Origin of the sequence: Micromonospora arida, assembly GCF_042873195.1 — a bacterium.
In the GTDB taxonomy this organism is placed as follows: domain Bacteria; phylum Actinomycetota; class Actinomycetes; order Mycobacteriales; family Micromonosporaceae; genus Micromonospora; species Micromonospora arida.
On record NZ_JBIALC010000001.1, the window covers coordinates 579,791 to 595,741 of the forward strand.

The following is a 15,951-nucleotide window of genomic DNA, read 5'->3' on the forward strand; positions in this document are numbered from 1 at the left end:
CTGCGCGCACGGACAGCTATGCTGGGCGGCATCGGCACCGATCCGGCCATCACCGGGGAGCCTCCGGAAGAACGGGCAGTTCGACCGCCCCAGTAGAACCGGACGTAGCGGCACGTCACGTCGCGAAATTGAGCGGCGCCTGCACCATCGAGGCGCAAGCGGGGTGGTACCGCGGAGTCCTGGCCATACGCCCGGCGCTTCGTCCCCGCGTGGGCAGTGAGCTGATGCCCGCGCGAGCGGACGTGGAGTGTAGGGAGAACGTCGGTGCCGGACGGTCCGTTGAAGTCACCATTCGTGCCACTGCCCACCAAGGTCGACCTTGGTGGGATGGACCGTGCGGTCATCGAGTGGTGGCAGGCAAACAACGTGTTCAACCGGAGTCTGGAGCAGACGGCCGACGGTCCGCCGTGGGTGTTCTACGAAGGGCCGCCGACCGCCAACGGCACACCGGGCACCCACCACATCGAGGCGAGGGTCTTCAAGGACCTCTTTCCCCGGTACCGGACGATGCGGGGCTTCTCGGTGCCGCGCCGTGCCGGGTGGGACTGCCACGGCCTGCCCGTCGAACTCGCTGTGGAAAAGGAACTGGGGCTCGGCGGCAAGCCCGACATCGAGAAGATGGGCGTCGCGGAGTTCAACGCCCTGTGCCGCACCTCGGTGCTGCGGCACGTGGACGAGTTCGTCCAGCTCAGCCAGCGTATGGGTTACTGGATCGACCTGGAGCATCCGTACCAGACCATGTCCCCGGAGTACGTGGACAGCGTCTGGTGGTCACTGAAGCAGATCCACGACGGCGGGCGGCTGGTGGAGGACTTCCGGGTCGCGCCGTACTGCACCCGCGACGGCACGACCCTGTCCGACCACGAGGTGGCGCAGGGGTACGAGACCGTCACCGACCCCTCCGTGTACGTGCGGTTTCCGTTGCGCGGGGACGTAGCCGGCCACAGCGGCGTCGACCTGCTGGTCTGGACCACCACCCCGTGGACGCTGGTGTCCAACACCGCCGTCGCCGTACATCCCGCGGTGACGTACGCCCTCGCCCGCACCGGGCAGGGCACGTTCGTCGTCGCCGAACCGCTGACCCAGCGGGTCCTCGGCGACGAGGCGGAGATCCTTGCGACCGTACCCGGGTCGGCCCTGGAGGGTTTGGGGTACGAGCGGCCGTTCGACCTGGTGGACATCCCGGACGCGCACCGGGTGGTCCTCGCGGAGTACGTCACGACCGAGGACGGCACCGGCCTGGTGCACCAGGCGCCGGCCTTCGGCGCGGACGACCTCGCCGTCTGCCGCGCGTACGGGTTGCCGCTGGTGAACCCGGTCGCCCCGAACGGGCGGTTCAACGACGGCATCGACCTGGTCGGTGGGGTGTTCTTCAAGGACGCCGACGCGTTGCTCATCGACCGCCTGAAGACGTCTGGTCGGTTGTTCCGGCACGAACCGTTCGAGCACCCCTACCCGCACTGCTGGCGGTGCCACACGCCGCTGATGTACTACGCGCAGCCGTCCTGGTACATCCGGACGACCGAGGTCCGCGACGAGCTGACGCGGGAGAACGAGAACACCAACTGGTTCCCGGAGCACATCAAACACGGCCGCTACGGCGACTGGCTGAAGAACAACATCGACTGGGCGGTGTCCCGCGCCCGGTACTGGGGCACCCCGCTGCCGCTGTGGCGATGCCCCGACAACCACGTGACAGCTGTCGGTTCCCGTAGGGAGCTCGGGGAACTGGCGGGCGCCGACCTGTCCGAGCTGGATCCGCACCGCCCGTACGTCGACGAGATCACCTTCGCCTGCCCGGACTGCGGCCAGATCGCCACCCGCGTCCCCGAGGTGATCGACGCCTGGTACGACTCCGGGGCGATGCCGTTCGCGTCGTTGGGCTACCCCCACGTGCCGGGCAGCAAGGAGATCTTCGAGCGCACCTACCCGGCCCAGTACATCTGCGAGGCGATCGATCAGACGCGGGGGTGGTTCTACACGCTGATGGCGGTGGGCACGCTGGTCTTCGACCGGTCCCCTTACGAGAACGTCGTCTGCCTCGGGCACATCCTGGCCGAGGACGGCCGCAAAATGAGCAAACACCTGGGCAACATCCTGCTGCCGATCCCGTTGATGGACACGCACGGCGCCGACGCGGTGCGCTGGTTCATGGCGTGCTCCGGCTCACCGTGGTCGCCGCGCCGGATCGGGCCCGGCCCGCTCGACGAGATCGTCCGCAAGGTGTTGATGACCTACTGGAACACCGCGGCGTTCTTCTCCCTCTACGCGGCGAACTCGACGTGGGCGCCGCATCTGGCGCAGCCGGTCGCCCAGCGACCGGTGTTGGACCGGTGGATCGTCGGCGAGGTCCACGCCCTCGCGGCCGCCGTTGACGAACGGATGCAGAACTACGACACGGCGCGCGCCGGCCGACTGCTCGCCGACTTCATCGACGACCTGTCGAACTGGTACGTACGGCGGTCGCGGCAGCGTTTCTGGGAGGGCGACCCCGACGCCCTCACCACCCTGTACGAGTGCCTCGACATCCTCACGCGGCTACTGGCGCCGTTCATTCCCTTCGTCACGGAGGAGGTGTGGCAGCAGGTCGTCCGGCGCGGTGCCGAGTCGGCTCCGGAGTCGGTGCACCTGGCGACCTGGCCCACACCCGACACCACACTGATCAGCACGGAGTTGTCGGCCCAGGTGGCCACGGCGCGGGCGTTGGCCGAAGCGGGGCGGTCCGCGCGTAAGGCGAGCAGTCTGCGGATCCGTCAGCCGTTGAGCCGGGCCCTCGTGGGGCTGCCGGCCGGCACCGTTCTCCCGCAGGCGTTGCTGGACGACATCGGCGACGAGTTGAATGTGAAGGTCCTCCAGCCGCTCGATCCCCAGGGCGGGGTCATCGACGTGCAGGTCAAAGCGAACTTCCGGACCCTGGGCCGCCGGTTCGGCAACCGCACCCAGCACGTCGCGAAGGCGATTGCCGCCGTGGCCCCCCGGGACCTGGTCGACGGCGTCCGGGCGAACGGGACGTACCCCCTGTCGGTCGACGGTGCGCAGGTCGAGGTGGGCCTGGACGACATCCTGATCACGGAGGTGCCGCGCACCGGTTGGGTCGTGGAGTCCCAGCGCGGCGCGACGATCGCGTTGGACACCGAGATCACCCCCGAACTGGCAGCCGAGGGCGTCGCACGCGACGTCGTCCGCATCATCCAGCAGGCCCGCCGCGACGCCGACTTCGAGGTCTCCGACCGGATCACGGTGTCGATCGCCGCCCCCGCGGACGTCGCGGCGGCCATCTCCACGCATCAGAAGCTCATCGCGCACGAGACCCTCGCGCTCCAGCTGACGGTTGCGGACGCGTTGTCCGAGGGGTTCTCCGGCACGGTGGGCGACGGTCAGGAGATTGTGGTGCACGTCGTGCGGGCCTGAGCGGTGACGGGGTGGACGATCAGTGGAGACGGGTCAGGTCTTCCCGGGTCAGGCGTAGGGCTCCAGCGGCGATGTTCTGCACCAGGTGCTCCGGGTCCGAGGTGCCGGGGATGGCGAGCACGTGGGGGCCCTGGTGCAGGGTCCAGGCGAGGCGTACCTGCTGCGGGGTGACGCCGTGGGCGCGGGCGACCGGCTCCACGGCCTCGCCCTGCGCGGTGCTCGCGCCCGCCTCCCGCCCGGTGCCGGCCACCGCGAAGAACGGCACGTAGGCGATGCCCCGCTCACCGCAGAGCCGGACGAACGCGTCCTGCTCCCGGTAGGCGTCCACCCCGTAGTTGTTCTGTACGCAGACCACCGGAGCGATGCCCGCCACCTCGTCCAGCTGTTCCGGCCGGACGTTGGAGAGCCCGAGGTGCCGGATCAGCCCGGCGGTCCGCAACTCGGCGAGCGCGCCGAACCGGTCGGCCACCGGCACCGCACCCGGCCCTCGGCCGAGGCGCAGGTTCACCACGTCGAGCTGGTCGCGGCCGAGCCGGCGAAGGTTCTCCTCCACCTGGGCCCGCAACTGCGCCGGGGTGAACGCCTCGGTGAAGCCCGCCTCCGGGTCGTACCCGAAACCGACCTTGGTGGCGATCACCAGGTCCTCCGGGTACGGGGCGAGCGCCGCGCGGATCAGCTCGGTGGCGTAGCGGGCCGGGCCGGTGCCGACGCGCAGCGTGCCGCCGGGCGAGACGTAGAACGCGGCAGTGTCGATGTGGTTGACGCCCAGTTCCACGGCGCGGCGCAGCAGGGCGACGGCCCGGTCAGGGTCGGGGTTCGCGGTGATCCGCATGGAGCCGAAGCCCATCCGGTGCACGGCGCGGTCGCCCAGGGTCCAGGTGCCCGCCGCAGCGGCGGTGATCTCGTCGGTTGGCATCGGGCGACCGTAACCAGTGCGGGTGCGCGGCGCAGTCGGCCACGCACCCGATACCGCCCGACGGCGAAATGGGTTAGTTTTTAACTACCGACGGAGCAGTTTCAGCGGAGCGCGGCGGGCGCAGCACCGGCACCAGCAGCAGGGTCGGCAGCAGCAGCAGCGGCACCGCCAGCAGCGCGCGTAGGGTGCCCACCTCGTCGCCGACCAGCCCCAGCAACGGCGGGCCGCCGAGGAACGCGGTGTAGCCGATCACCGCGACCACGCTCACCCGCACCGCCGCGTGCGCCTCGTCGTCGGCCGCCGCGCTCATCCCGACCGGGAAGCCCAGCGACGCACCCAGGCCCCACAGCGCGACGCCGATGACGGCCACCGGCCCGGAGCCCGCCAGCACGGCCAGACCGGCGCCGACCACGGCGAGGCCGATGGTGCCGCTGAGCACCGGCACCCGACCCCACCGGTCCAGCGCGATGGTGCCGACGGTGCGTCCGACGGTCATGCCCACCACGAAGACCGCGAAGACCGCCGCGCCGGCGGCCTCGCTCAGGTCCCGTCCATCGATGAACGCAACGGCCAGCCAGTCGTTGGCGGCACCCTCGGTGAACGCCGCGACCAGCACGAACAGCCCGATCAGCAGGGTGCGCGGCTCCCGCCAGGCGGCGATTTGCGCCCGGCGACGGGCGGCCGGGGTGGCGTCCGCCGGGTCGCCGGTGTGATCGCTGCCCACGGGTAGGAACGTCCGGGCGGCGAGCGCGGTGCCGGTCACGACGACCACCGCCACCGCGACGAGATGCGCGCCGACCGAGACGTCGAACCGGGCCGCCCCGGCCCCGAGCGCCGCTCCGGCCACCGAACCGAGGCTCCACCCGGCGTGGAACCGGGGCATGATCGTACGGCCCAGCCGCCGTTCCACCGACGCGCCCTCGACGTTCATCGCCACGTCGCAGGCGCCGGAGCCGTAGCCGAGGGCGACCAGTCCCAGGGCGACGATGGCGAACGACCCGGTCATCGTGGCGCCCAGCCCCGCCACGGTCAGGCCGACCGCGACCAGCACGGTGGCCATCGTGACGGTACGGGCCGCACCGAATCGCTGGGCGAGCAGGCCGGAGGTGGGCATGGCCAGCAGCGCACCGACACTCATCGCCAGCAGCAGCAACCCGAGTCGGCCGGCGGAGAGGTCCAGCGCCTCCCGGACCGCCGGGACGCGGGAGAACCAACTGCCGACGGCGAGCCCGTTGAGCGTGAAGGTGACGGCGACGCCGTTGCGGGCGAGCCGCACCGTACGCAGTGTCGGCGATGCGGTGTCCCGGGCTACGGGTCGACTGGTGGGGGCGCTCACGAGGGTAGGTCCTCTTTCTCGGGGTGATCTCCTGGCACGATCGCACACCTGAGAGCGCTACCACCACAACCCGGGACCGCCCCTTACCGCTGCTGCTCCGGCCAGGGCATGATGTGAGCAGGCGTTGATCCGACCGGACGGGCCGCAGGAGGCGACGATGACGACAGCGGCACAGCGGCCGGCCACTCTCGAGGACGTGGCCCGGGTCGCCGGGGTGTCCCGGTCCACCGCGTCGCGGGTGATCGCCGGCACGGGGTTCGCCTCGCCGGCCGCCCGGAAACAGGTCACGGCAGCCGTCGACCAGCTCGGCTACGTGCCCAACCCAGTCGCCCGGGCGCTGGTCAGTGGCGGGGGCGGCGTACGCCTGGTGGTGGCCGTTCTGGGTGCCAGCGACGCGGTGCTGGACGACCCGTACGTGCACCATGTGGTCGGCGCGGCCGCCCGGGTGTGCACGCCCGCCGGTGTCGGGGTGGCGCTGTACTGGCTGCCGTTCGGCGACCCCCGCAGCCTCGACCAACTCGACGGGGATCGCAGCGTGTGCGGGGTGATCCTGGTCAACACCACCGAAGAGCTGCTGGCGGCGGTGCCCCGGTCGCTGCGCGGTCGGGTGGTCTCGATCGGCGTCGGCTCGGCGACCGTGCCGTCGTTCGACGTCGACAACGCCGCCGGTTCCGAAGCGGTGCTGCGCCACCTGTACGCCTCGGGTCGCCGCCGGATCGCCATGGTGACCGGCCCCCGGTGGCTGCCCTGCGCGCAACGCCCGGTGCAGACGTACCGCCGACTCATGGCCGAGGCCGGCCTGCCGGAGCGGATACTTCCCGGGGACTTCAAGGCGGCGCGCGGCCGGACGGCGGCCGGCGAGGCGCTGCACCGCTGGCCGGACATCGACGCGATCTACGCGATCAGCGACGACACCGCGCTCGGGGTGATCGCGGGCCTGCGGGACGCCGGTGCGCGGGTGCCCGCGGACGTCGCGGTGGCCGGCTTCGACGACATTCCGTTGGCCGGGATGACCGCCCCGGCGCTGACGACGGCGAGTCATCCGGTGGGGCGGATCGCCGCCGCCGCGGCCACCGCCCTGCTGGACGGGCGCCCGGCGGCCCCGGTGACCCTCTTCCCGTCCGCCCTGGTGGCGCGGGCCAGCGCCTGAGTCGACGCTCGGCCGAGCGCGCTGACGGTTAACCCCGTACGGGCCGGGTAACCGCGTCGGACCTTTCGTCCACCGTGAGGAGCGCCGACCCGTGTCCGACTCCGCGCCGTCGCACTGGGACCCGGCGCCGAGCCCCCGGGACGGCCGGTTGACCGCCCGCCGCCACCCGCCGGTGGCGTCGGGCCGCACCGGGCTGGTGCCGATGACCGGCCCCGACGGTGACCGGCTGGCCCTGGGGTACGCCCCGGAGCCCGCGGCCGACGGTTCGGCGTACCGGTTGGTGCTGCTCCTGCACGGCGCGGGCGGCTCGGCGCGACAAGGGCTGGACCTGCTGTTGCCGGTCGCGGACGCGCAGCACCTGCTGCTGGTCGCCCCGGACTCGTCGGCGGCCAGTTGGGACCTGATCGCCGGCGGCTTCGGGGCGGACGTGGGGCGCATCGACGGGCTGTTGGCGACCGTCTTCGACACCTACCCGGTGGCCGACGTGACGGTCGGCGGCTTCTCCGACGGCGCCTCGTACGCGCTGTCGCTGGGCCTTACGAACGGGGATCTGATCGACGCGGTGCTGGCCTTCTCCCCCGGTTTCGCCGCGCCACCGGTCACCCACGGCCGACCACGGATCTTCATCTCGCACGGCGTCGACGACCGGGTGCTGCCGATCGACGTGTGCAGCCGCCGCCTCGTCCCCCGCCTGCACGATCTCGGCTACGACGTGACCTACCAGGAGTTCCCTGGCGGCCACGACATCCCCGCCCCGATCCGCGACTCCGCCATCGCCTGGCTCACCGCCCATCCTCCACGGGCAGGGAACCACCCTTGAGCGGTGCGGGCGTCAGACCGGCGGGAGGCCGAGGGCGTCGTCGACGCGGGCGAGGACGGCGGCGTCGTCCTCCGGGTTGACGCCGCGCAGCAGGTCGATGGCCGTGGCCCGGACCTGTCCGATGATCATCGCTAGGGGGAGGGTCTGCGTGGGACCGAAGAGCTGGCCGGCGGCGTGCACCGCGGCCAACGCCGACCCGTCGGCCCGGGTGGCGTGCCGGTCGGCGGTCTCCTCCTGCCCGTTCAGGTCAGCGGCGAGGGCGGCACCGGCCTGACGGACCGCCTCGGCCAGTGACCGCAGGGCGGTGCCCAGCTCGGGCGGGGCCGGAGTGTGCAGCCGGCTGAGTGTCACGCCCGCACGGGCCAGCACCCGGACGTTGCGGACCGCGTAGTCGATCTGCCGGATCGACTCGTCCACCGAGCGCAGCCGACCCATGTGCCGACGTCGACGGACGTTGAGCCGCAGCGCCTCACCGGCGGCCAGCACACCGTCGCGCAGCCCGTCCACCCGGGCGTCCATCCCCCGCGCCTGCCTCAGCGCGGCGACCGCCGCCGGCTCGTCGCGGTCCTCCAGCGCGTCGGCGATCCCGCCGAGCAGCCCGGACAACTCGTCGAAGGTCCGCCGCACCTCGGCGACCAGCGGCGCCAGCGGATGCCGGGCGTCGACCAGCAGGCTGGCCGCGAGGGCGACCGCGCCACCGACCAGCGCGTCGACAAAGCGGAACGGCACCAACGAGCCGTCCGGCGGTGCGACCACCACCAGGTAGAGCGCGGAGACCGCCGCCTGCACCAGCGTCACGCCGGTGGCGCCGAAGGCCACCGCGAGGAGGACGGTGAGCAGGATGACGGTGAACACCGTCCAGGTGCTGCCCGGGCCGAGCGCCTGCACCACCAGGTCCGCGACGAGCACGCCGGCGGCGACCCCGAGGATGACCTCGACGGCCCGGCGGATGCGCTGCCCCCGGGCCTGACCGAGGACGATCAGCGCGGCAGCCGGCGCGAAGAAGGGCTGCGGGTGCCCGAGCCACCGGGTGGCCAACAGCCAGGCCACGGTCGCCGCGACGGTCGCCTCCAGCACCGGCCGCCAGCCGTGCCGCAACCGCCCGCCGGCCGTCCGCAGGCCGCTGAACCGCACCATCGCCCAACCTCTCCCACCTACGCTGGCCGGCCCACCGCCCCAGCCCACCGCCCCAGCCCACCGCCCCGACCCGACACCAGGCCGCCAGCTCACCACACCCGCCACCAGCTCACGTCGGCGCACCGGCACGCCGCCAACCCGCGACACCACACCGCACCGCCGTCACGGCCCAGCCAAGCCCGGCCCAGCCCAGCCCGGCACAGCCCGGCACAGCCCGGCCCGGCCCGGCACGGCCCGGCCCGGCCCGGCACAGCCCGGCACGGCCCGGCCCGGCCCGGCACAGCCCGGCACAGCCCGGCACGGCCCGGCCCGGCACAGCCCGGCACGGCACAGCCCGGCACGGCACGGCACGGCCCGGCCCGGCACGGCCCGGCACGGCCCGGCCTTGTCAGGTCACGACAAACACCACCAGCTCACGCCGGCGCACCGCCAAAGTGCGACACCACGCCGCCGGCTCACCGCGGCACACCATCCGCTCCCCCTTTGGAGCTGATGCCGTAAACGAATCAGGCTCGATGTCGTAAACGATTCAGCTCCAAAGGGCCCGTCCACGGCAATGCCGGCAGCCCACGGCATCCGAGCCGATCGCCTCCCATTACGCGTCAGAGTTGATCACCGGGCTACCTTGCGACCCGGCCGGTACCAGCACGCAGCCAGGCCCGTACACCACCAGGCCCACGCGCCGTCAGGCCACGCGCCGTCGGGCCCGCGCGCCGTCAGGCCCGGCCACCGTCAGGCCACGCGCCGTCAGGCCCGCGCGCCACCAGGCCCGGCCACCGTCGGCCCGCGCGCCACCAGGCCCGCGCACACGACAGGGCACGGCGACCCGCTCGCCGACCGGCGCCGGTCGGGTCAGCTTCCGGTGAGGGCGCGCAGCAGCGTACGGACGGCGGCGCTCAGGTCGGCCCGGCTGGCCGCGGTACCGGGCTGCGGGGCGCTGAGCGCGCCCGCGCCGGCCAGTCGGTCGAAGAGCAGCCCGTCCACGAACGCCACGAACTGGTCGCCCTGCCGGTCGGGGTCGGTGGCCCCGGCCCGGGTTAGCAGGTCCCGGGCCTGCCCCCGCAAGCCGGTGCCGTGTTGCAGGATGCCGCGCAACTCGGGCCGGTGCACCGCCTCCAGCAGGCACGCGTAGCGGGCGAGGCTCCGGCTGCGTCCGGTGCTCAACCAGCGGTCGAGCACCTCGGCGACGCCGGCGGCGAGCGCGTCGAGGTCGCCGCTGTCGAGCCGGGGGGCAGGGTTCGGGGGTGGCGGGCCGGTCGGCAGGTCGTACGCGGCAAGGTCGGCCCGGTCCCGTTCGGCGAGGCGTCCGACGACCGCCTCGATCAGCGCCTGTCGGGTCCGCAGGTACGCGGAGGTGGTGCCCGGAGGCATTCCGGCGCGGCCGTCGACCGCCCGGTGGGTCAGGGCTCGCATGCCACCGTCGGCGATCAGTTCGATGGCAGCGTCGGTCAGCGTCGCGATCCGGTTCGCCCGCGCCGTCATGGCACTCCTCCCTTCCGGTGGTCCGCAGGTAGTATCACTCTTCTACAGATGTAGAAGGAGGATCGACATGGTCGACTCACACGCGGTGGTGGTGGGCGCCGGCATCGGCGGGTTGAGCGCGGCGCTCGCCCTGCACCGGCACGGGTGGCGGGTCACCGTGCTGGAGCGCGCCCCCGAGATGCGCGAGGTCGGTGCCGGCCTGAGCCTGATGGCCAACGCGGTGCGCGCGCTGGACGCCCTCGGCCTCGGTCCGGCCCTGCGCCGGGGTGGACACGGCGAGGCACCCGGCGGAATCCGCAACCGGCACGGGCGGTGGTTGTCCCGGGTGGACGCCTCGGAGATGGTCCGACAACTGGGCACCACGGCGCTCGGCGTGCACCGGGCCACGCTGCACCGCACCCTGCGCGAGGCTCTGCCCGCCTCGTCCCTGCACACCTCCGCCGCGGTGGAGCACGTCGAGTCGGGCCCGGACCGGGCCGAGGTGCGTTATCAGGGGCCGGACGGCCCGCACACCCTCAGCGCCGATCTGGTGGTCGGCGCCGACGGCCTGCGCAGCCGGGTCCGCGCCCAGCTCTGGCCGCAACACCCCGGCCCGGTGTACGCCGGATCGACGACGTGGCGAGCGGCCATCGCCTTTGCCGAACCGGTCCCGGCCGCCATCAGCTGGGGGCCGGGGGCCGAGTTCGGCATGGTGCCGATCGGCGACGGCCAGCTCTACTGGTACGGCGCGCTGAACGCCCCGCCCGGCGGCCACGCCCCCGACGAACTGGCGGCCGTGCGGGAGCGCTTCGGCGACTGGCACGACCCGATTCCGGCGCTTCTCGCGGCAACCCCACCCGACGTCGTGCTGCGCAACGACATCCACTACCTGGCCGTGCCGCTGCCCTCGTACGTGCGGGGGCGGGTGGCGCTGCTCGGCGACGCCGCCCACGCGATGACGCCCAACCTCGGGCAGGGCGCCGGGCAGGCCATCGAGGACGCGGTGGTGCTCGGCGCGGTCTGCGCCGGCGGCGCCGAGGGGTTGCCGGCCGCCCTGGCCGCGTACGACGCGCAGCGCCGACCGCGAACCCAGGCCGTCGCCCGGGCCTCCACCACCGCCGGCCGATTCGGACAGCAGCTGCACAACCGGATCGCCGTCGGGATGCGCGACACCGCCTTGCGGCTCACCCCGGGCCGGGTCGCCCTGCGCAGCATGGCCCGCTACGCGGACTGGCGACCGCCCGCGGGCTGAGCCGGCCCAGCGATCCGGCCGGTGGCCAGGGCGGCGTACTCCGCCGAGGCGAGGAACTCGGTCAACACCTCCACGGTGCCCGGTGTCCAGGGACGACCGTCGAGCACTTCGGCACCGGGGACGAAGAGCATCGCAGCGCCCTCGCCGAGCACCACGTCCTCCTGCCGGGCCCTGGTGCTGCCGAGGAAGTAGTGCTTCACCCGGGCCAGCTCGGGCAGCGTCTGCACGGCGACCGGGTGCAGTGGACCGTCGGCCCGCAGGCCGGTCTCCTCCAGCAACTCCCGCTCGGCGGTCTGCTCCGGCGTCTCCCCCGGCTCGCCGTGGCCGCCGGGCAGCCCCCACACGTTCGGGTGGTGCGTCGCGTTGCTGTCGCGCAGTTGCAACAGCAGCTGCCCCTCGGGATCTACCAGCAGGACGCACGCGACAATTCTCATCCGACCAGACTACGGCCGACGACGAACCGTCATGGCCCCAAAGCTCCAGAATAGTCATTCGGGTCGCCGTCGGGGCTAATCAAAGGCGACAGTGCGCCGGTACAATCGGCGACTTCGTTGTGACCGATCGCTGACTGCTGATGGTGAAAGCGATCACACACACTGAGCCCATGAACAGGAGAGTCAACCGCGGTAGGGCACTCCGCGTCGCGGTGTGCCTCCTTCTTCTCGCCGCGCTGAGCGGCTGCATGCAACTCAACATGGGGTTGACCGTCAACGCCGACGACACGGTCGACGGGCAGCTCCTGCTGACGGCCCAGAAGTCCGTGCTGAGCGGTCGTAACAAGAACCTCCCGGTCGCCTTCGCGGAGTTGCGGCAGAACATCCCCGCCCTACCGGCGGGCGAGGAAACCCTTTACCAGGACGCCACTTTCTACGGCTCCCAGATCAGTTACCGCAAGGCACCGCTGGCCGGTTTCGACACCGAGAGCGTGAAACTGGTCAGGGACGGCGATCTCTACCGCTTCACGCTGCCGCTCGATCCCAAGAAATATGGCGGAAAGGTTGCGGAGCAGAATCCGCAAAATCAACAGGCGTTCCTCAAGCTCATGTCGTTCGAGATCTCGGTGACATTTCCCGGCCGGGTGATCGACAGCAATGGCACCGTCAACGGCCGTTCGGTCAGTTGGAAGGTCGATCCCAACCAGGAGAAGCCAGCCGAGCTACGGGCAGTGGCCGAGGCGCCACCACGACCGTCCACCTCGCCGGTTGCCGCCGGCGAGGAGGACGACGGCGGATTCCCCTGGCTGCTGGTCGTCGGCGGTGTCCTCCTCCTGCTGCTGCTCGCCGCGGTGGGCGTACTCCTGGTTCGCCGCCGTCACCCCGCGGCGCCGGCTGCGCCCGGTCCGACCCCGCCGCCGGGCCCGCCCGCCGGCGCCCCGGGGCCCGGCTGATCCATCTGGTGGCCGGCTCAGCCGGCCACGCCCGGCCCCGGCCGCCCCCGAAACGACGGCGACCGGCCCCGGTGCTCCCCGCACGGGCACCGGACCTCACCACCACCACATCCCGGTCGCACCATCGCAGAAGGGGGATCGTCATGAACGATCTCTTCACCTGGGCAGCCCTGGGGACCATCGCCGGCGCGAGCGCCGCCACCCTGCTGGCCACCAACGTCATCGGCGGGCTGATCGGCCCGAGCGGCGACAAGCTCCGCAAGTGGATCGCCATCGCCATCGCGCTGCTGCTGTCCTACGTGACGGCGGCGTTCGCCGACGACGCCGGCGGCGAAAAGTGGATCATCGCGTTCTTCAACGCGCTGGTCATCTTCTCCGCCGCGCTCGGCGTCAACCAGTTCCCGCCCGGCAACCGACAGGCGACGCCGACCCAGGTCGCGAGCGGTCGTGAGCCCCGAGTCTTCCGTTCCTGGGTCTGAGGGGTGCTGTCATGGTCTTCGGAATTCTCAGCGCAGCCATCCAGGTCGGCTTCGCCGCCCTGCTCGGCTTCCTCGCCGGTGGCCCGATCGGGCTGCTGATCGGCACCGTCGTGGGCCTGGTGGTCGGCGCGGTCTTCGGCTGGTCGGTGGCCTCCGCCGGGGTGTACGCCTCGGACGCCCGCGGCATCTTCCTCTTCGTCGTCGACCACACCTGGAGTCTGCTCAACACGGTCGTCGGCGCCATCTACCTGACCGTGCACCTGATCTTCGGGCACTCGCTGGACCGGCCCACGTCACTGAACAGCGGTCGGGTCAGCGTGGTGGAGGGGGTCTCACCCCGCTACGCCACCACCATCGGCACCGTCTGCGCCGGCTCCAGCTCCGGCATCCAGCGGCACGAGGACGTGCACATCTTCCAGGGTCGCCTGCTCGGGCCGCTCTACATCCCCCTCGTCCTGGCCAACTACGTCCTGTTCACCATCGCGCCGGTGTGGCTGCTCTACCACGACCACACCAACGCGCCGATCAACCGCTTCACCCGGTACTTCGAGATCGGCGTCTACCCGCACGTGTGGAACGAGGCCATCGCGTACCGGATCCAGGGGACGCCGCCGCGATGACCACCCACGGGCGCGGACCGATCGAGACCGCCACCGCCGAGCTGGTCGCCTGGGTGACCAGCGCGGCGGGGGAACCGGTCCCGGTCGGCCCGCCCCGCGCGTGCGACGACGCCGACGGGCTCATCCTCTGGCCCCTCGAACTGCGCCCGGCCCGGCAGACCCGCTCCAGCGGCGCGGTCCGCGAACCGTACCGGTTCACGGTCCGCCACCTGCTCTGCGTCACCGGTCCGGCCGGGTTGCCCCGGCTGGACCGGGTGCTCACCGCCGCGACCAGCGACGGCAGCTACCCGGTCGTGCTGGAGGCCGGTGATCCACCACTGTGGGCGGCGTTCGGTACGGCGCCCCGACCGGCGTTGCTGATCGACGTCGCGGCGCAGGTGGACCACCCGACCCCGGCCGCGCCGCCGGTGCTGCAACCGCTGCGGTTGCGGCAACTCGACGTACGCAGCCTCAGTGGGCGGGTGGTCGGCCCCCAGGAGCAGCCACTGGCCGCGATGCGGGTCGAGCTGCCCGGCACCGGGTCCGCCACCCGCACCGACACCGAGGGCCGATTCCTGATCGTCGGCGTCCCGCACGACCCCGAGCACCCGAGCCCGGTCCGGCTGCGGCTGACCGGACGCGGGCTCGTCCTCACCGCCGACGTCGACCCGGCCGAGGACGACATCGTCATCGTCTGCGCGCCACCGACCCACTGACACCCACAGGCACAGGAGGACCGATGCCCAGTTACTTCTCCCCCGGCATCTATGTCGAGGAGGTCCCCAGCGGCGCCCGACCGATCGGGCCGGCGAGCACCAGCATCGCCGCCTTCGTCGGCGTCGCCCCGGACCGCTCCGCCCACCTGGGCAAGGCGGTGCCGGTCAACAACTGGACGGAGTTCCTGCGGCTCTTCGCCGGTGGGGAGCGGGTGGAGAGCACCCCGTTGGCCCGGGCGGTCTTCGGCTTCCTGGACAACGGGGGTGCCCGCTGCTGGGTGGTCAACGTCGGCGAGGGTGGCGCGATCACCGGCACCGGGCAGCGGCGTGGCGGTCTGCAACTGCTGGAGGCCGTCGACGAGATCTCCATCATCGCCGCGCCAGGTTTCCACGACGTGGTGTCCCACGAGGCGCTGCTCAGCATGGCCGAGCGCACCCGCACCATGGTGGCGATCTGCGACCCGGCACCGGATATCGACGACATCTCCGCGTTGACCCGGGTCGCCACGCCGTCCTCCGGCAAACCCCCCAAGCCCGCCGAGGGTACGGGCGGTGGCGCGGCCGGCGGTCCCGGCGGCGGTCCGGCCCAGCCGGGCGGTTCCGGCGGCCATGAGGGGGCCGCCTACCGGCCGCGACAGTCCGAGTTCGGCGCGTTCTACTACCCCTGGCTGCGGGTGCGCGACCCGATCAGCGGCGAGTTGGAACTCACCCCGCCGAGCGGGCACCTGGCCGGCATCTGGGCCCGCACCGACGCCCTGCGCGGGGTGCACAAGGCACCGGCCAACGAGCCGGTACGCGGTGCCGTCGACCTGGGCTACCTGGTCACCCGACCGGAACACGACGTGCTCAACCCCAAGGGTGTCAACGTGATCCGCTACTTCGCCGGCGAGGGCATCCGCGTCTGGGGCGCCCGAACGCTCGCCGCCGAGGCCAGCGAGTGGCGCTACCTCAACGTCCGACGCCTCAGCATCGCCATCGAGCAGGCCATCGCCAACGGCACCCGGTGGATGGTGTTCGAGCCCAACGACTTCACCCTCTGGCGTTCGATCCGGCGCGACATCGGCGCGTTCCTCACCCGGGTGTGGCGCGACGGCGCACTGCTGGGGCGCAGCCCGGAGGAGGCGTTCTTCGTCAAGTGCGACGAGGAGACCAACCCGCCCGACGTCCGCGACGCGGGCATGGTGATCGCCCACATCGGCATCGCGGTCGTCAAGCCCGCCGAATTCGTGGTGTTCAAGCTGAGCCAGTGGGCCGGCGGCACCGAGACCGAGACGATCGGAGGCTGAC

At 72.3% G+C, this 15,951-nt stretch carries 14 protein-coding genes; 9 read left to right on the forward strand and 5 right to left on the reverse strand.

Going from position 1 to position 15,951, the window contains the following annotated elements; all coding sequences use genetic code 11:
- Positions 1-264: 264 nt before the first annotated feature.
- Positions 265-3,411, forward strand: coding sequence for an isoleucine--tRNA ligase (gene ileS / locus ACFYP0_RS02895; RefSeq protein WP_356977652.1), 3,147 nt, complete (start codon positions 265-267; stop codon positions 3,409-3,411).
- A gap of 19 nt (positions 3,412-3,430) precedes the next feature.
- Here the strand turns inward: ileS and ACFYP0_RS02900 are convergent, their stop codons facing one another.
- Positions 3,431-4,327, reverse strand: coding sequence for an aldo/keto reductase (locus ACFYP0_RS02900; protein ID WP_356977651.1), 897 nt, complete (start codon positions 4,325-4,327; stop codon positions 3,431-3,433).
- Positions 4,328-4,400: 73 nt separating this feature from the next.
- A complete protein-coding gene (locus ACFYP0_RS02905; protein ID WP_356977649.1) occupies positions 4,401-5,663 on the reverse strand; it encodes an MFS transporter in 1,263 nt (420 codons plus the stop codon).
- 157 nt (positions 5,664-5,820) lie between these two features.
- Between ACFYP0_RS02905 and ACFYP0_RS02910 the strand changes: the two genes are divergently transcribed.
- Positions 5,821-6,813 (forward strand): LacI family DNA-binding transcriptional regulator, encoded by a 993-nt coding sequence (locus ACFYP0_RS02910; protein WP_356977647.1) that lies wholly within the window; start codon positions 5,821-5,823, stop codon positions 6,811-6,813.
- Positions 6,814-6,904: 91 nt separating this feature from the next.
- The gene (locus ACFYP0_RS02915; RefSeq protein WP_356977645.1) at positions 6,905-7,633 is read left to right on the forward strand and encodes an alpha/beta hydrolase; all 729 of its coding nucleotides are present in this window, start codon (positions 6,905-6,907) and stop codon (positions 7,631-7,633) included.
- A 12-nt stretch (positions 7,634-7,645) separates the two neighbouring features.
- Here the strand turns inward: ACFYP0_RS02915 and ACFYP0_RS02920 are convergent, their stop codons facing one another.
- On the reverse strand, positions 7,646-8,770 hold the full coding sequence (locus tag ACFYP0_RS02920) for an FUSC family protein (protein WP_356977643.1): 1,125 nt from the start codon (positions 8,768-8,770) through the stop codon (positions 7,646-7,648).
- A gap of 852 nt (positions 8,771-9,622) precedes the next feature.
- A complete protein-coding gene (locus ACFYP0_RS02925; protein ID WP_356977641.1) occupies positions 9,623-10,252 on the reverse strand; it encodes a TetR/AcrR family transcriptional regulator in 630 nt (209 codons plus the stop codon).
- 67 nt (positions 10,253-10,319) lie between these two features.
- Here ACFYP0_RS02925 and ACFYP0_RS02930 point away from each other — a divergent pair, with 67 nt between their 5' ends.
- The gene (locus tag ACFYP0_RS02930) at positions 10,320-11,483 is read left to right on the forward strand and encodes an FAD-dependent oxidoreductase (protein ID WP_356977639.1); all 1,164 of its coding nucleotides are present in this window, start codon (positions 10,320-10,322) and stop codon (positions 11,481-11,483) included.
- Here the strand turns inward: ACFYP0_RS02930 and ACFYP0_RS02935 are convergent.
- On the reverse strand, positions 11,453-11,917 hold the full coding sequence (locus tag ACFYP0_RS02935; RefSeq protein ID WP_356977637.1) for an NUDIX hydrolase: 465 nt from the start codon (positions 11,915-11,917) through the stop codon (positions 11,453-11,455). The two genes, ACFYP0_RS02930 and ACFYP0_RS02935, sit on opposite strands and share 31 nt — an antisense overlap.
- Positions 11,918-12,057: 140 nt before the next feature.
- On the opposite strand from ACFYP0_RS02935, the gene ACFYP0_RS02940 reads away from it, so the two are divergent.
- From ACFYP0_RS02940 to ACFYP0_RS02960, 5 genes are all read left to right on the forward strand, one after another.
- Entirely contained in the window at positions 12,058-12,870 is an 813-nt protein-coding gene (locus tag ACFYP0_RS02940) for an LppM family (lipo)protein (RefSeq protein WP_386994122.1), read from the forward strand.
- Positions 12,871-13,013: 143 nt separating this feature from the next.
- Positions 13,014-13,349, forward strand: coding sequence for a hypothetical protein (locus tag ACFYP0_RS02945; protein WP_112590221.1), 336 nt, complete (start codon positions 13,014-13,016; stop codon positions 13,347-13,349).
- Between the two features lie 11 nt (positions 13,350-13,360).
- Positions 13,361-13,969 (forward strand): glycine zipper family protein, encoded by a 609-nt coding sequence (locus ACFYP0_RS02950; RefSeq protein ID WP_356977635.1) that lies wholly within the window; start codon positions 13,361-13,363, stop codon positions 13,967-13,969.
- Positions 13,966-14,664 (forward strand): carboxypeptidase-like regulatory domain-containing protein, encoded by a 699-nt coding sequence (locus ACFYP0_RS02955; RefSeq protein WP_355493629.1) that lies wholly within the window; start codon positions 13,966-13,968, stop codon positions 14,662-14,664. Before ACFYP0_RS02950 ends, ACFYP0_RS02955 begins: the two co-directional genes overlap by 4 nt.
- A 23-nt stretch (positions 14,665-14,687) precedes the next feature.
- Positions 14,688-15,950, forward strand: a complete 1,263-nt coding sequence (locus ACFYP0_RS02960; RefSeq protein WP_112590216.1) for a phage tail sheath family protein — start codon at positions 14,688-14,690, stop codon at positions 15,948-15,950.
- The last annotated feature ends 1 nt before the right edge of the window (position 15,951 follow it).

Excerpts from the sequence above, each read along its gene's own strand:
- ACFYP0_RS02955 (WP_355493629.1), top strand. The coding sequence starts at position 13,966 with ATGACCACCCACGGGCGCGGACCGATCGAGACCGCCACCGCCGAGCTG.
- ACFYP0_RS02950 (WP_356977635.1), top strand. The coding sequence starts at position 13,361 with ATGGTCTTCGGAATTCTCAGCGCAGCCATCCAGGTCGGCTTCGCCGCC.
- ACFYP0_RS02925 (WP_356977641.1), bottom strand. The coding sequence starts at position 10,252 with ATGACGGCGCGGGCGAACCGGATCGCGACGCTGACCGACGCTGCCATC.
- ACFYP0_RS02960 (WP_112590216.1), top strand. The coding sequence starts at position 14,688 with ATGCCCAGTTACTTCTCCCCCGGCATCTATGTCGAGGAGGTCCCCAGC.
- ACFYP0_RS02940 (WP_386994122.1), top strand. The coding sequence starts at position 12,058 with ATGGTGAAAGCGATCACACACACTGAGCCCATGAACAGGAGAGTCAAC.
- ACFYP0_RS02920 (WP_356977643.1), bottom strand. The coding sequence starts at position 8,770 with ATGGTGCGGTTCAGCGGCCTGCGGACGGCCGGCGGGCGGTTGCGGCAC.
- ACFYP0_RS02910 (WP_356977647.1), top strand. The coding sequence starts at position 5,821 with ATGACGACAGCGGCACAGCGGCCGGCCACTCTCGAGGACGTGGCCCGG.
- ACFYP0_RS02945 (WP_112590221.1), top strand. The coding sequence starts at position 13,014 with ATGAACGATCTCTTCACCTGGGCAGCCCTGGGGACCATCGCCGGCGCG.
- ACFYP0_RS02930 (WP_356977639.1), top strand. The coding sequence starts at position 10,320 with ATGGTCGACTCACACGCGGTGGTGGTGGGCGCCGGCATCGGCGGGTTG.
- ACFYP0_RS02900 (WP_356977651.1), bottom strand. The coding sequence starts at position 4,327 with ATGCCAACCGACGAGATCACCGCCGCTGCGGCGGGCACCTGGACCCTG.
- ACFYP0_RS02935 (WP_356977637.1), bottom strand. The coding sequence starts at position 11,917 with ATGAGAATTGTCGCGTGCGTCCTGCTGGTAGATCCCGAGGGGCAGCTG.